11 protein-coding genes and 3 tRNA genes are annotated in these 12,840 nt (G+C 60.1%); 12 read left to right on the top strand and 2 right to left on the bottom strand.

From position 1 onward, the window contains the following. Nucleotides 1-73: 73 nt before the first annotated feature. Entirely contained in the window at nt 74-928 is an 855-nt protein-coding gene (gene folD, locus HU729_RS22970; RefSeq protein WP_186669596.1) for a bifunctional methylenetetrahydrofolate dehydrogenase/methenyltetrahydrofolate cyclohydrolase FolD, read from the bottom strand. A gap of 288 nt (nt 929-1,216) precedes the next feature. Here folD and HU729_RS22965 point away from each other — a divergent pair. From HU729_RS22965 to HU729_RS22955, 3 genes are all read left to right on the top strand, one after another. Continuing rightward, a tRNA-Arg gene (locus HU729_RS22965) sits at nt 1,217-1,293 on the top strand. Between the two features lie 46 nt (nt 1,294-1,339). Then, nucleotides 1,340-1,415 (top strand) — tRNA-His (locus HU729_RS22960). Between the two features lie 57 nt (nt 1,416-1,472). Then, nucleotides 1,473-1,557 (top strand) — tRNA-Leu (locus HU729_RS22955). 1 nt (nt 1,558) lies between these two features. Here HU729_RS22955 and HU729_RS22950 read toward each other — a convergent pair. Then, nucleotides 1,559-1,801: a hypothetical protein gene (locus HU729_RS22950; RefSeq protein ID WP_186711632.1), complete on the bottom strand. Its 243-nt coding sequence runs from the start codon at nt 1,799-1,801 to the stop codon at nt 1,559-1,561. A 297-nt stretch (nt 1,802-2,098) separates the two neighbouring features. On the opposite strand from HU729_RS22950, the gene HU729_RS22945 reads away from it, so the two are divergent. The 9 genes from HU729_RS22945 (at nt 2,099) to HU729_RS22905 (ending at nt 12,820) form a co-directional block, all read left to right on the top strand. Beyond that, nucleotides 2,099-2,878, top strand: a complete 780-nt coding sequence (locus HU729_RS22945) for a class I SAM-dependent methyltransferase (RefSeq protein ID WP_186669594.1) — start codon at nt 2,099-2,101, stop codon at nt 2,876-2,878. Nucleotides 2,879-2,922: 44 nt separating this feature from the next. Next, nucleotides 2,923-3,714, top strand: coding sequence for an alpha/beta hydrolase (locus HU729_RS22940; RefSeq protein WP_346655315.1), 792 nt, complete (start codon nt 2,923-2,925; stop codon nt 3,712-3,714). An 88-nt stretch (nt 3,715-3,802) separates the two neighbouring features. Then, on the top strand, nt 3,803-4,102 hold the full coding sequence (locus HU729_RS22935; protein ID WP_186711630.1) for a DUF6388 family protein: 300 nt from the start codon (nt 3,803-3,805) through the stop codon (nt 4,100-4,102). A gap of 244 nt (nt 4,103-4,346) precedes the next feature. Next, the gene (tig, locus tag HU729_RS22930) at nt 4,347-5,660 is read left to right on the top strand and encodes a trigger factor (protein WP_186669588.1); all 1,314 of its coding nucleotides are present in this window, start codon (nt 4,347-4,349) and stop codon (nt 5,658-5,660) included. A gap of 91 nt (nt 5,661-5,751) precedes the next feature. Beyond that, nucleotides 5,752-6,393, top strand: coding sequence for an ATP-dependent Clp endopeptidase proteolytic subunit ClpP (gene clpP, locus HU729_RS22925; protein ID WP_029613529.1), 642 nt, complete (start codon nt 5,752-5,754; stop codon nt 6,391-6,393). 108 nt (nt 6,394-6,501) lie between these two features. Continuing rightward, nucleotides 6,502-7,785, top strand: coding sequence for an ATP-dependent Clp protease ATP-binding subunit ClpX (gene clpX / locus HU729_RS22920; RefSeq protein WP_186669587.1), 1,284 nt, complete (start codon nt 6,502-6,504; stop codon nt 7,783-7,785). Between the two features lie 157 nt (nt 7,786-7,942). After that, on the top strand, nt 7,943-10,339 hold the full coding sequence (lon, locus tag HU729_RS22915; RefSeq protein WP_186669586.1) for an endopeptidase La: 2,397 nt from the start codon (nt 7,943-7,945) through the stop codon (nt 10,337-10,339). 152 nt (nt 10,340-10,491) lie between these two features. Continuing rightward, the gene (gene hupB, locus HU729_RS22910) at nt 10,492-10,764 is read left to right on the top strand and encodes a nucleoid-associated protein HU-beta (protein WP_054892387.1); all 273 of its coding nucleotides are present in this window, start codon (nt 10,492-10,494) and stop codon (nt 10,762-10,764) included. A gap of 184 nt (nt 10,765-10,948) precedes the next feature. After that, nucleotides 10,949-12,820 (top strand): SurA N-terminal domain-containing protein, encoded by a 1,872-nt coding sequence (locus HU729_RS22905; RefSeq protein WP_186669585.1) that lies wholly within the window; start codon nt 10,949-10,951, stop codon nt 12,818-12,820. Nucleotides 12,821-12,840 lie beyond the last annotated feature (20 nt).

Here is a 12,840-nt window from a genome sequence, read left to right as displayed (position 1 = left end):
AAAAACGGCATCCCAGGGATGCCGTTTTTCATAGCTGCGCCGCTGGAACCTAAATCCAGTGTGCCAAGAACAGTTACTTGTGCAGCTCTTCAGCCGCATACAAGGTGTTCTCCAGCAGGCACGCTCGGGTCATGGGCCCGACGCCACCTGGAACCGGCGTGATCCAGCCGGCGCGGGGCAGGGCGGTCTCGTAGACCACATCGCCCACCAGCTTGCCGTCGTCCTGGCGGTTGATGCCCACGTCGATGACGATGGCGCCTTCCTTGACCCACTCGCCCTTGACCAGCCCCGGCTTGCCGGCCGCTACCACCAGCAGGTCGGCGCGACCGACGTGGCCGGCCAGGTCCTTGGTGAAGCGATGGCAGACGGTGACGGTACAGCCGGCCAGCAGCAGTTCCATGGCCATCGGGCGACCGACGATGTTGGAGGCGCCGACGATAACGGCGTTCATGCCGTACAGGTCTTGCCCGGTGCTTTCCAGCAGGGTGACGATGCCCTTCGGGGTGCATGGGCGCAGCAGCGGGATACGCTGGGCCAGGCGACCGATGTTGTAGGGGTGGAAACCATCGACGTCCTTGTCCGGACGAATGCGCTCGAGCAGCAGCGAAGCGTCCAGATGCGCTGGCAGCGGCAATTGCAGCAGGATGCCATCGACGGCCGGGTCGTCGTTGAGACGGTCGATCAGATCGGTCAGGGCTTGCTGCGTGGTGTCGCTGGGCAGGTCGAACGCCTGGGAGATGAAGCCGACTTCCTCACAGTCCTTGCGCTTGTGCGAAACGTAGACTTGGGAGGCCGGGTCGGTGCCGACCAGGATCACCGCCAGGCCTGGCGTGCGCAGGCCTTGCTGGCGGCGCTCGGCGACACGTTGGGCGATCTGCTTGCGCAGGTTGGCGGCGATCGCCTTGCCATCTATAAGGTGTGCAGTCATAGACGCGTGATTAACCATCGAGAAGGGAACAATAAAGAGGGCGCATTCTCGCACGAGCCGGGCCGAGGGCAAAGGCGCGTGGTCGGGCAAATCCCCTAACCCCTTAAATAATTTAAATTTTTTTGAAAAAAGTGTTGACGACCTTTCGGCTCGTCTATAACATTCGTCGCACTTGTCGGGCACAACCTAGCACTGGTTAGCAAAGTCAGGCAGAATGAGTGGATTTGCTAGCTCGTTCGGTAAGGCTGAAAATTGATTTGCAATCGTAACGGAAAGCAGATTGAATATGCGCCCGTAGCTCAGCTGGATAGAGCATCCGCCTTCTAAGCGGATGGTCGCAGGTTCGAGTCCTGCCGGGTGCGCCATAAGGCAGCTTAGGCAAGCAAGTAGGTAACGTAACACCGCAATATGGTGGGCGTAGCTCAGTTGGTAGAGCGCTGGATTGTGATTCCAGTTGTCGTGGGTTCGATTCCCATCGTCCACCCCATATTCTTCAAAGGCGCCTTGATTGTATAATCAGGCGCCTTTGTTTTAAGTGCATCACGCGGACGTGGTGAAATTGGTAGACACACTGGATTTAGGTTCCAGCGGCGCAAGCTGTAAGAGTTCGAGTCTCTTCGTCCGCACCATCTAAGCTACTGTTTTTAAAGGGTTCACCATGTCGCGCCCTCTTTTCGGGAGCGCGGTGGGAACAAACTGGGAACAGCGGCACAAAAAAGGCAGCCATTCAGGCTGCCTTTTTTCGTTGGTGCGTGTCGAGCATCCAGCGCGCTTGGTCGGCGCCTTGAAGGCCAGCTTGTGCTTGATCTTGGCCTGAGCCGACTCGCCGATCTGGCTGAAGTCGAGGGTGATGGCTTTCTGGTAGTTGGTCATGGCCGCACTCGAATGGCGATGCGACGACCTTTCATGGTCACGCCGAGGCTGCGCGTCAGGCGGTCAAGCGCATGAAAATGCCGCCTTGTGCGGCATTTTTCATGTCTGCAGCAAATTCCCAGGGCAGCGGAATTCTGGCGCATCCGTGTCATTTCGCTGGCGGGATTTTTTGTGTTCATCATTCGGCATCACCTCCCAGTCCAGTGTTAATGCGGGTTGGGCCTCGGTGTTGGCGGCTGGTCGGATTCTTGCTTAGCGTTTGGCGTTGATGCGATTCCGCGAATAAAAGGAACGAACATGAAAGTCTGCAGCACGCATAGGGATAGTCTGTATTACGTGGTTGGCGCGGTTTTCAATGCGCTGGAAAAACGCCCGGTGGTTGCCGAGCTCGGTGTGCTGCGTGGCGAGAACGCCCTCAAGCTGCGCGCAGCACTGACGCCAGAGCGCATGGTGTTGGCCGACAGTTGGAGCAAGGAGGCGAACAAGGCTTACAGTCCATTCGATCAGTTGCCGCCTTGGGTCTCTCCGGTGGACGACTACGAGTACTACTATGGTGGCTCGCTGCACGACGATGCGACCTGGGACCGCTTGTACCAGGAGTGTGTATCAAAGTTCGTCGACATGCCCGAGGTCACGGTGATTCGCTCCGAAACCATCGGTGCGATCGACAAGATCCGCGAGCAGACCGGCATCGAGCAGTTCGATTTCGTCTACGTGGATGCCAACCACCAGTACGAGTACGTCCTGCGCGACATGATGTACTACCAGGAGTTGCTCGGCCCGGACGGCATCATGATGCTCAACGACTGCTGCTTCAGTGCCAATGGCACCAAGCAGAACCTGGGCGTGCTGGAGGCGCTGGGCAGCTTCATGAAGCGTTCGGACTTCATTCCGGTGGCCATGACCAACACCGATTGGTCCGATGTGATCCTGGTGCGCCGCAATTCCGTGCTGGTGCAATTGTTCGACATGGCGCTGAGCAACTCCGACGTCCCTTACGTCGAGATCCCTCACCAGCTGATTACCGCCGCGCGCGTGGTATATGGTGCCCAGCGTCACAACCTCAGCTTCGTCTGATTTCGATGTGGGGAAGGGGTGTACTGGCTGTTGTGGGTGCTCTTGTGCTCGCAGCATGCCAGTCGCCGCGCGAAGCGCTGGAGCACAGGGCTGCCGAGTACGGTCGTGAGGTACAGGTGCTGGCGCTGGAAAGCTTTCCACTGCTGGTCGTGGCGCCCGCGCGGATGCCCGCAGCCAACGTGCTACGGCTTTATCTGGAGGGTGACGGCCATGCCTGGGTCACGCCCTCGCAGCCGAGTCTGGACCCTACGCCGCGGCAGACTCTGGTGGTCGACCTGGCCATGCAGGATCCGACACCTTCCTTATATATAGCGCGGCCTTGCCAGTTCGTTCAGGCGTCCGGTTGCACGCCGACGCTGTGGGCGGGGCGGCGGTTTTCCCCCGAAGTGCTGGATAGTCTTGGTCAGGCGCTCGACCAACTGAGGGCACGTTATGGCAATCAAGGCTTCGAGTTGGTGGGCTACTCCGGTGGTGGCGCGCTTGCCTTGTTGCTGGCGGGGCGGCGTGAGGATGTGTGGCAGGTGCAGACTCTGGCCGGCAATCTGAGTCCGGCTGAATGGGTGCGAATGCGTGAGCTGACGCCGCTGGAAGGGTCGCTCGAACCTTTGCAGTATCGGGAGCGTCTGGCGCGTATTCCCCAGCGCCATCTGCTGGGTGCAGAGGATCGTCAGGTGCCTGCTGGCGTTGCAGCGTTTTATGCGCGGCAATTGGGAGTGGCACGTTGTCTTGAGCTGGTTTCCCTGCCAGGCGTGACCCATGAGCAGGGCTGGCAGCAGGCCTGGTCGAGCTGGCGGCAGCGGCCGCTGGCGTGTGCGCCTGTCGGCCTGAAGGATTGAGGGGCTTGCCCTCTGGTGGCAACGCTATAAAAGCTGATAGATTTCAGCCGGTTGAAACACCGGTCGGTGACCGGCAGGGGAAATACCGATGATTGCCAAAGAAGCGCGCCAGGCGTTGGCGCTGCAGCGATTTCGCGAGGCCAACCCGCAATTGCTCGAGGAGATCCACGAGCTTGACGCGCGCGAGCAGGCTCAGCAAGTCGAGTGGGCGTTCGAAGATGCGGCGCAAGAGCAGGGTGTCGAGCCCTGGGAACTGGCCCTGCAGTTGATCGCCGAGAACCCGGAGCAATTGCAGGCCATGCGTCTGGAGACTCACCGCGAGGTGGCCGAGGCGCTGGGCATGTCGTGGGAAGAGTATTGCCAGTTCAATGAAATCGACCCGCAGTAACGGGCCGGCTCTGCAGCTGTAACTGTTTGACAAGTTTTTTCGGCGTGCGCCCTCCAAGGTGGTGCGCAGCCCTTGAGTAACGAGGCCTGACGCATTTTTGCGCCGGCCTGTAAACGAAATCGACCGGCGTGGTTGTCCGTCGTCCCGAGTGGGGTGACTTCTGGTGCGTGAGTCACTAGAATATTCGCCCTTGATTCTGGAGTCGGGCTATCGCCGGCTAACGTCTGTGCAACGAGGAATATCCATGCAAGTTTCTGTTGAAAACACTTCCGCTCTCGAGCGCCGCATGACCATCGCCGTTCCGGCCGAGCGCGTCGAGAACGAAGTCAACAAGCGTCTGCAACAGACTGCCCGTCGCGCCAAGGTCCCGGGCTTCCGTCCAGGCAAGGTGCCAATGAGCGTTATTCGTCAGCGTTACGAAGACGCTGCCCGCCAGGAAGCCTTCGGTGACCTGGTCCAGGCCTCCTTCTATGAAGCTGTGGTCGAGCAGAAGCTGAACCCGGCTGGCGCCCCGGCTGTGGAGCCCAAGTCGTTCGAGAAAGGCAAGGACCTCGAGTTCGTCGCCATCTTCGAAGTCTTCCCTGAATTCACCGTTGCCGGCTTCGAGTCGATCAACGTCGAGCGCCTGAGCGCCGACGTCGCTGACGCCGACCTGGACAACATGCTGGAAGTGCTGCGCAAGCAGAACGTCCGTTTCGAAGCCGTCGAGCGTGCCGCCGAGAAAGACGACCAGGTCAACATCGACTTCGTCGGCAAGATCGACGGTGAGGCCTTCGCCGGTGGTTCGGCCAAGGGCACCCAGCTGGTGCTGGGTTCCGGCCGCATGATCCCAGGCTTCGAAGATGGCCTGGTTGGCGCCAAGGCCGGCGAAGAGCGCGTTGTCAACGTGACCTTCCCCGAGGACTACCAGAACCTGGACTTGGCCAACAAGGCCGCCGAGTTCACCATCACCGTCAACAGCGTTTCCGCACCTGTGCTGCCAGAGCTGAACGAAGCCTTCTTCGCCCAGTTCGGCATCAAGGAAACCACCCTGGAAGGCTTCCGCACCGAAGTTCGCAAGAACATGGAGCGTGAACTGCGCCAGGCCATCAAGGCCAAGGTCAAGAACCAGGTCATGGACGGTCTGCTGGCCGCCAACCCGGTCGACGTGCCGAAAGCCCTGCTGGAAAACGAAGTCAACCGTCTGCGCGTGCAGGCTGTCCAGCAGTTCGGTGGCAACATCAAGCCTGAGCAACTGCCGGCCGAGCTGTTCGAAGAGCAAGCCAAGCGCCGCGTGGTTCTGGGCCTGATCGTCGCCGAGGTGGTCAAGCAGTTCGAACTGAAGCCGGACGACGCCAAGGTTCGCGAGATGATCGAGGAAATGGCTTCCGCTTACCAGGAGCCTGAGCAGGTCATCAACTGGTACTACAAGAACGACCAGCAACTGAACGAAGTCCGTTCGGTTGTGCTGGAAGAGCAAGTTGTAGATACTGTCCTGCAGAAAGCGACTGTGACCGACAAGTCGGTCTCGTACGAAGAGGCTGTCAAGCCAGCACAGGCTCCTGCCGAAGCTGAGTGATTTGCTACTCTCGTAGGAAACCCCACAAGCCAGCCTTCGGGCTGGCTTGTGCGTTATTAAAGCCATGACTATTTGGGAGTGAGTGCAGGACATGTCCCGCAATTCTTATATTCAGCAGAGCTCTGACATCCAGGCCGCAGGCGGTCTGGTCCCGATGGTTATCGAGCAGTCCGCCCGTGGCGAACGTGCCTACGACATCTACTCGCGCCTGTTGAAGGAGCGTGTGATCTTCCTGGTGGGTCCTGTAGAGGACTACATGGCCAACCTGGTTGTGGCGCAGCTGCTGTTCCTTGAAGCGGAAAACCCGGACAAGGATATCCATCTGTACATCAACTCGCCGGGTGGCTCGGTCACCGCAGGCATGTCGATATACGACACCATGCAGTTCATCAAGCCGGACGTCTCCACGATCTGCATCGGCCAGGCCTGCAGCATGGGCGCCTTCCTGCTGGCCGCTGGTGCGGCAGGCAAGCGTCACTGCCTGCCGAACTCGCGCGTGATGATTCACCAGCCGCTGGGCGGCTTCCAGGGCCAGGCGACCGACATCGAGATCCACGCCCAGGAAATCCTCAGCATCAAGGCGCGCCTGAACGAGCTGCTGGCCTTCCACACCGGCCAGGACCTCGAGACCATCAAGCGCGACACCGAGCGTGACAACTTCATGAGCGCCTCGCGCGCGGCCGAGTACGGCCTGGTCGACTCGGTCTACGACAAGCGGCAACTGGTATCCTGAGCCTAGGCGCCAGAGCGGGCGGGCGCCGAAAGGGCCCGCCTGCGGACTTGAAAAAGCCCGCAATTGCCTTCATCTTGTGTTGCAAGCCTACCGGATTGGATCGATCGAATGACTGACACCCGTAACGGCGAGGACAACGGCAAATTGCTCTATTGCTCCTTCTGCGGCAAAAGCCAGCACGAAGTGCGCAAATTGATTGCCGGGCCCTCGGTATTTATCTGCGACGAGTGCGTCGACCTGTGCAACGACATCATCCGAGAGGAGGTGCAGGAAGCCCAGGCCGAGAGCAACGCGCACAAACTACCTTCGCCGAAAGAAATCAGCGGCATCCTGGACCAGTACGTCATTGGTCAGGAGCGCGCCAAGAAGGTGCTTGCCGTAGCGGTGTACAACCACTACAAGCGCCTGAACCAGCGTGACAAGAAGGGCGACGAGGTCGAACTCGGCAAGAGCAACATCCTCCTGATCGGGCCTACCGGCTCGGGCAAGACCCTGCTCGCCGAAACCCTTGCGCGCCTGTTGAACGTGCCGTTCACCATTGCCGACGCCACCACCCTGACCGAAGCCGGTTATGTGGGTGAGGACGTCGAGAACATCATTCAGAAGCTGTTGCAGAAGTGCGACTACGATGTGGAAAAGGCCCAGATGGGCATCGTCTACATCGACGAGATCGACAAGATCTCGCGCAAGTCGGACAACCCGTCCATCACCCGTGACGTTTCGGGCGAAGGCGTGCAGCAGGCATTGCTGAAGCTGATCGAGGGCACCGTGGCCTCCGTGCCGCCCCAGGGTGGCCGCAAGCACCCGCAGCAGGAGTTCCTGCAGGTCGACACGCGTAACATCCTGTTCATCTGCGGTGGCGCATTCTCGGGTCTCGAGAAGGTCATCCAGAACCGCTCCACCAAAGGTGGTATCGGATTCGGCGCGCAAGTGCGCAGCAAGCAGGAAGGCAAGAAGGTGGGTGAGTCGCTGCGCGAAGTCGAGCCGGACGATCTGGTCAAGTTTGGCCTGATTCCGGAGTTCGTCGGTCGCTTGCCGGTTCTGGCCACGCTCGACGAGCTGGACGAAGCTGCCTTGATGCAGATTCTCACCGAGCCGAAGAACGCCCTGACCAAGCAATACGCCAAGCTGTTCGAGATGGAAAGCGTGGACCTCGAGTTCCGCAGCGACGCCCTCAAGGCCGTTGCTCGCAAGGCTCTGGAGCGCAAGACCGGCGCCCGTGGCCTGCGTTCGATCCTCGAAGGCGTGCTGCTCGACACCATGTACGAGATTCCTTCGCAGAAGGATGTCAGCAAGGTGGTGATCGACGAGAGCGTTATCGACGGTACTTCGCAGCCGCTGCTGATCTACGAGAACAGCGAGCCGCAAGCCAAGGCCGTGCCTGACGCCTGAGTCGCACGCCTGACACGCTGAAACAGAAAGGGGCCCATGGGCCCCTTTCTGCTTTTCTGGCGCCAGCGGCTTGTATTTTTGCGGACCTGCCCCCACATTAGCTCCAAGCACTATTTCCACCGGTTTCCGGCCCCAAGGCCGCTGTAGAGGCGAAATCATGAAGACCACCCTCGACTTGCCTCTTTTGCCATTGCGCGATGTCGTCGTTTATCCGCACATGGTTATCCCGCTGTTCGTGGGACGCGAGAAGTCCATCGAAGCCCTAGAGGCCGCGATGACGGGCGAAAAGCAGATCCTCCTGCTGGCCCAGAAGAACCCGGCCGACGACGATCCGGGCGAAGATGCCCTGTATCGCGTCGGCACCATTGCTACCGTCCTGCAACTGCTCAAGCTGCCTGATGGCACCGTCAAGGTGCTGGTCGAAGGCGAGCAGCGCGGTGCGGTCGAGCGCTTCACCGAGGTCGAAGGCCACGTTCGCGCCGAAGTCAGCCTGATCGACGAGGTCGAGGCGGCTGAGCGCGAGTCCGAAGTGTTCCTGCGCAGCCTGCTGTCGCAGTTCGAACAGTACGTTCAGCTGGGCAAGAAAGTGCCTGCCGAAGTGCTGTCATCGCTCAACAGCATCGAAGAGCCGGGGCGCCTGGTCGATACCATGGCCGCGCACATGGCGCTGAAGATCGAACAGAAGCAGGAAATCCTCGAGATCATCGACCTGTCGGCCCGTGTCGAGCACGTGCTGGCGCTGCTGGACGCCGAAATCGACCTGCTGCAGGTCGAGAAACGCATCCGTGGCCGGGTCAAGAAGCAGATGGAGCGCAGCCAGCGCGAGTACTACCTGAATGAGCAGATGAAGGCTATTCAGAAGGAGCTCGGTGATGGTGATGAAGGCCACAACGAAGTCGAAGAGCTGAAAAAGCGTATCGATGCCGCTGGCCTGCCCAAGGATGCCCTCACCAAGGCCCAGGCCGAGCTGAACAAGCTCAAGCAGATGTCGCCGATGTCCGCCGAGGCCACGGTGGTACGCTCTTACCTCGACTGGCTGGTGCAGGTGCCCTGGAAAGCCCAGAGCAAGGTGCGTCTGGACCTGGCCAAGGCCGAGGAGATCCTCGATTCCGACCACTACGGCCTGGAAGAGGTGAAGGAGCGTATCCTCGAGTACCTCGCAGTCCAGAAGCGCGTGAAGAAGATCCGCGGCCCCGTGCTGTGCCTGGTCGGTCCGCCCGGCGTGGGCAAGACGTCGCTGGCCGAGTCGATCGCCTCCGCCACCAACCGCAAGTTCGTGCGCATGGCATTGGGCGGTGTGCGTGACGAGGCCGAGATCCGTGGCCACCGCCGTACCTACATCGGCTCGATGCCGGGGCGTCTGATCCAGAAGATGACCAAGGTCGGGGTGCGCAACCCGCTGTTCCTGCTCGACGAAATCGACAAGATGGGCAGTGACATGCGCGGCGATCCCGCCTCGGCACTGCTGGAAGTGCTCGACCCCGAGCAGAACCACAACTTCAACGATCACTACCTGGAAGTCGACTACGACCTCTCGGACGTGATGTTCCTGTGCACCTCCAACTCGATGAACATCCCGCCAGCGTTGCTGGACCGGATGGAGATCATTCGTCTGCCAGGCTACACCGAGGACGAGAAGGTCAACATTGCGGTCAAGTACCTGGTGCCCAAGCAGGTCAAGGCCAACGGCCTCAAGAAGGAAGAGCTGGAAGTCGATGTCGCCGCGATCCGCGACATCATCCGCTATTACACTCGAGAGGCCGGTGTGCGTGGCCTGGAGCGCCAGATTGCCAAGGTCTGCCGCAAGGTGGTCAAGGAGCATGCCGGCAACAAGCAGGTGAAGGTCAAGGTCACCGGCGAGCAGCTCGAACACCTGCTGGGTGTGCGCAAGTTCCGTTATGGTCTGGCCGAAACCCAGGACCAGATCGGCCAGGTCACAGGCCTTGCCTGGACCCAGGTCGGCGGTGAACTGCTGACCATCGAGGCGGTGGTGATTCCGGGCAAGGGGCAGTTGATCAAGACCGGCTCGCTCGGCGATGTCATGGTCGAATCGATCACCGCCGCGCAGACCGTGGTACGCAGCCGTGCCCGCAGCCTGGGCATCGCTGCCGATTTCCACGAGAAGCACGACGTGCACATCCACATGCCTGAGGGCGCTACGCCCAAGGATGGCCCGAGTGCCGGTATCGGCATGTGCACTGCACTGGTCTCGGCGCTGACCCAGATTCCGGTGCGTGCCGATGTGGCGATGACCGGTGAAATCACCCTGCGTGGCCAGGTGCTTGCCATCGGGGGGCTGAAGGAAAAACTGCTTGCGGCGCACCGCGGCGGGATCAAGACAGTCATCATTCCCGAGGAAAATGTGCGTGACCTGAAGGAGATTCCTGAAAATATAAAACAGGATCTGCAAATCAAACCGGTTAAATGGATTGACGAGGTCCTGCAAATTGCGCTGCAATACGCCCCGGAGCCCTTGCCAGATGTGGCTCCGGAGATTGTCGCGAAAGAAGAGAAGCGCGACAGCGATGCTAAGGAAAGAATTAGCACGCACTAGTTCGTATCTCATTGGGGCCTTTGGTTGACAGCTTTTTCGGGGCCTTGCTATAAAGCGGCACGCCAGTGTCAACAGGCCACCCAATGATCGTTTCATAAGCTTTTCATTACATACTTAGAAACAAACTCAATAGAGAAATAAGGGGACTTAGAGTGAACAAGTCGGAACTGATTGACGCTATCGCCGCTTCTGCTGACATCCCGAAAGCTGTAGCCGGCCGCGCGCTGGACGCAGTAATTGACTCCGTAACCGGTGCCCTGAAAGCAGGCGACGACGTCGTTCTGGTTGGCTTTGGTACCTTCTCCGTCAAGGAGCGCGCTGAGCGCACCGGCCGTAACCCACAAACCGGCAAGGCGATCAAGATCGCTGCTGCCAAGGTTCCAGGCTTCAAAGCTGGCAAAGGCCTGAAAGACGCCGTCAACTAAGTCGTCTCTTTCAGCCGGACCCGGCCTGGCCAGGTCCGAGCACGTAGCGGCGGGGGCCGCAAACGTTCCCGCCTGCCACGTTTGCTAAGAAAAGGCGCATCCTCGGATGCGCCTTTCTTTTATCAGGATTCTACCCACTCTCCGCGGTTGTCGATGCAGTGGTACGACCGTTTCTGGGGGACGCATGCTGCAGAATATCAGGGACAATTCACAGGGTTGGATTGCCAAGACCATCATTGGCCTCATCGTCGTGCTGATGGCACTGACCGGTTTCGAGGCCATCTTCCAGGCCGCCAGCCACAGCCAGGATGCCGCCAAGGTCAATGGCCAGACCATCAGCCAGAACGAGCTGAGCCAGGCCGTCGACATGCAGCGCCGCCAGCTGATGCAACAGTTGGGCAAGGATTTCGATCCGGCGATGCTGGACGAGAAGATGCTGCGTGAAGCCGCGCTCAAGGGGCTGATCGATCGCAAGCTGCTGTTGCAGGGCGCCGAAGACGCCAAGTTCGCTTTCTCCGAAGCTGCACTGGATCAGTTGATCCTGCAGACGCCTGAGTTCCAGGTCGATGGCAAGTTCAGCGCCGAGCGCTTTGACGCCGTCATCCGCCAGATGGGCTACGGTCGCATGCAGTTCCGTGAAATGCTCGCCCAGGAAATGCTCATCGGCCAGTTGCGTACCGGCCTGGCAGGCAGCAGCTTCGTTACCGACAAGCAAGTCGACGCCTTCGCCCGTCTGGAGAACCAGACCCGCGATTTCGCTTCGCTGACCTTCAAGGCCAACCCGGCTGCGGTCAAGGTGAGCGATGAAGAGGTCAAGGCCCATTACGACCAGCACGCCAAGGAATTCATGACCCCTGATCAGGTGGTCATCGATTACATCGAGCTGAAGAAGGCTGCGTTCTTCGACCAGGTTTCGGTCAACGAAGATGAGCTCAAGGCGCTGTACGAAAAGGAAATCGCCAACCTCGCGGAGCAGCGCCGCGCTGCGCACATCCTGATCGAAGTCAACGGCAAGACCGACGACGCCCAGGCCAAGGCCCGCATCGAAGAAATTCAGCAGCGCCTGTCCAAGGGCGAGGACTTCGCCAAGTTGGCCAAGGAGTTCTCCCAGGACCCGGGCTCGGCGGCCAATGGCGGAGACCTCGGCTTTGCAGGTCCGGGTGTCTATGACCCGGCCTTCGAGGATGCCCTGTACAAGTTGAACAAGGACCAGGTGTCGGCACCGGTTCGCACCGAGTACGGCTACCACCTGATCAAGCTGCTGGGTGTCGAGGCACCTGAAGTGCCGACCTTCGCCAGCCTGAAGGACAAGCTGACCCACGAGCTGAAAACCCAGCAGGTCGAGCAGAAGTTCGTCGAAGTCACCAAGCAACTGGAAGACTCGGCCTTCGAAGCCTCCGACCTGGCGCAACCTGCGCAGGAGCTGGGCTTGAAGGTACAGACTTCGGCACCGTTCGGCCGTGAAGGCGGCGAGGGCATCACCGCCAACCGTTCGGTGATCCAGGCGGCGTTCAGTGAAGAGGTGATGGACGAAGGCGCCAACAGCACTGCCCTGGAGCTGGACCCTGAAACCGTGGTGGTACTGCGTGTGAAAGAGCACCGCAAGCCGGAGCAACTGGCGCTGGAAGCCGTGTCGAAGAACATCAGCGAACACTTGGCCAAGGAGAAGGCGACCGCCGAGCTCAAGGCCAAGGCGGACAAGCTGATTGCCGGCCTGCGTGATGGGTCGATCGCCAAGGGCGCCGACTACGAAGGGCAGAAGTGGAAGGTGCAGGAGGCGGTGACCCGCAGCCAGGAAGGCATCGACCCGGCCGAACTGCAGGCCGCGTTCCGCATGGCCAAGCCTGAGTCCAAGGACAAGCCGGTCTACGGCAGTGTCGTCCTGGGTGACGGCAGCCTGGTCGTACTGCAGCTCAAGGGTGTCAACGAAGGTGCTGCCGCCTCTGACGAGGAGAAGGTGCAGATTCGTCGCTACCTCGCTTCGCGCGCCGGCCAGCAGGACTTTGCAGCCTTCCGCAAGCAACTGGAAGCCAGCGCCGACATCACCCGTTACTGAGTGCTGTCGTCGTAACGAAA

It is taken from the genome of Pseudomonas sp. RW10S2, from assembly GCF_014268985.1.
Classification (GTDB): Bacteria; Pseudomonadota; Gammaproteobacteria; order Pseudomonadales; family Pseudomonadaceae; genus Aquipseudomonas; species Aquipseudomonas wayambapalatensis.
The sequence above is the reverse complement of the archived record's forward strand: the minus strand, read 5'-3'. Positions and strand labels throughout refer to the sequence as shown.

Excerpts from the sequence above, each read along its gene's own strand:
- HU729_RS22945 (WP_186669594.1), top strand. The coding sequence starts at position 2,099 with ATGAAAGTCTGCAGCACGCATAGGGATAGTCTGTATTACGTGGTTGGC.
- HU729_RS22950 (WP_186711632.1), bottom strand. The coding sequence starts at position 1,801 with ATGACCAACTACCAGAAAGCCATCACCCTCGACTTCAGCCAGATCGGC.
- clpX (WP_186669587.1), top strand. The coding sequence starts at position 6,502 with ATGACTGACACCCGTAACGGCGAGGACAACGGCAAATTGCTCTATTGC.
- tig (WP_186669588.1), top strand. The coding sequence starts at position 4,347 with ATGCAAGTTTCTGTTGAAAACACTTCCGCTCTCGAGCGCCGCATGACC.
- clpP (WP_029613529.1), top strand. The coding sequence starts at position 5,752 with ATGTCCCGCAATTCTTATATTCAGCAGAGCTCTGACATCCAGGCCGCA.
- HU729_RS22935 (WP_186711630.1), top strand. The coding sequence starts at position 3,803 with ATGATTGCCAAAGAAGCGCGCCAGGCGTTGGCGCTGCAGCGATTTCGC.
- lon (WP_186669586.1), top strand. The coding sequence starts at position 7,943 with ATGAAGACCACCCTCGACTTGCCTCTTTTGCCATTGCGCGATGTCGTC.
- HU729_RS22905 (WP_186669585.1), top strand. The coding sequence starts at position 10,949 with ATGCTGCAGAATATCAGGGACAATTCACAGGGTTGGATTGCCAAGACC.
- folD (WP_186669596.1), bottom strand. The coding sequence starts at position 928 with ATGACTGCACACCTTATAGATGGCAAGGCGATCGCCGCCAACCTGCGC.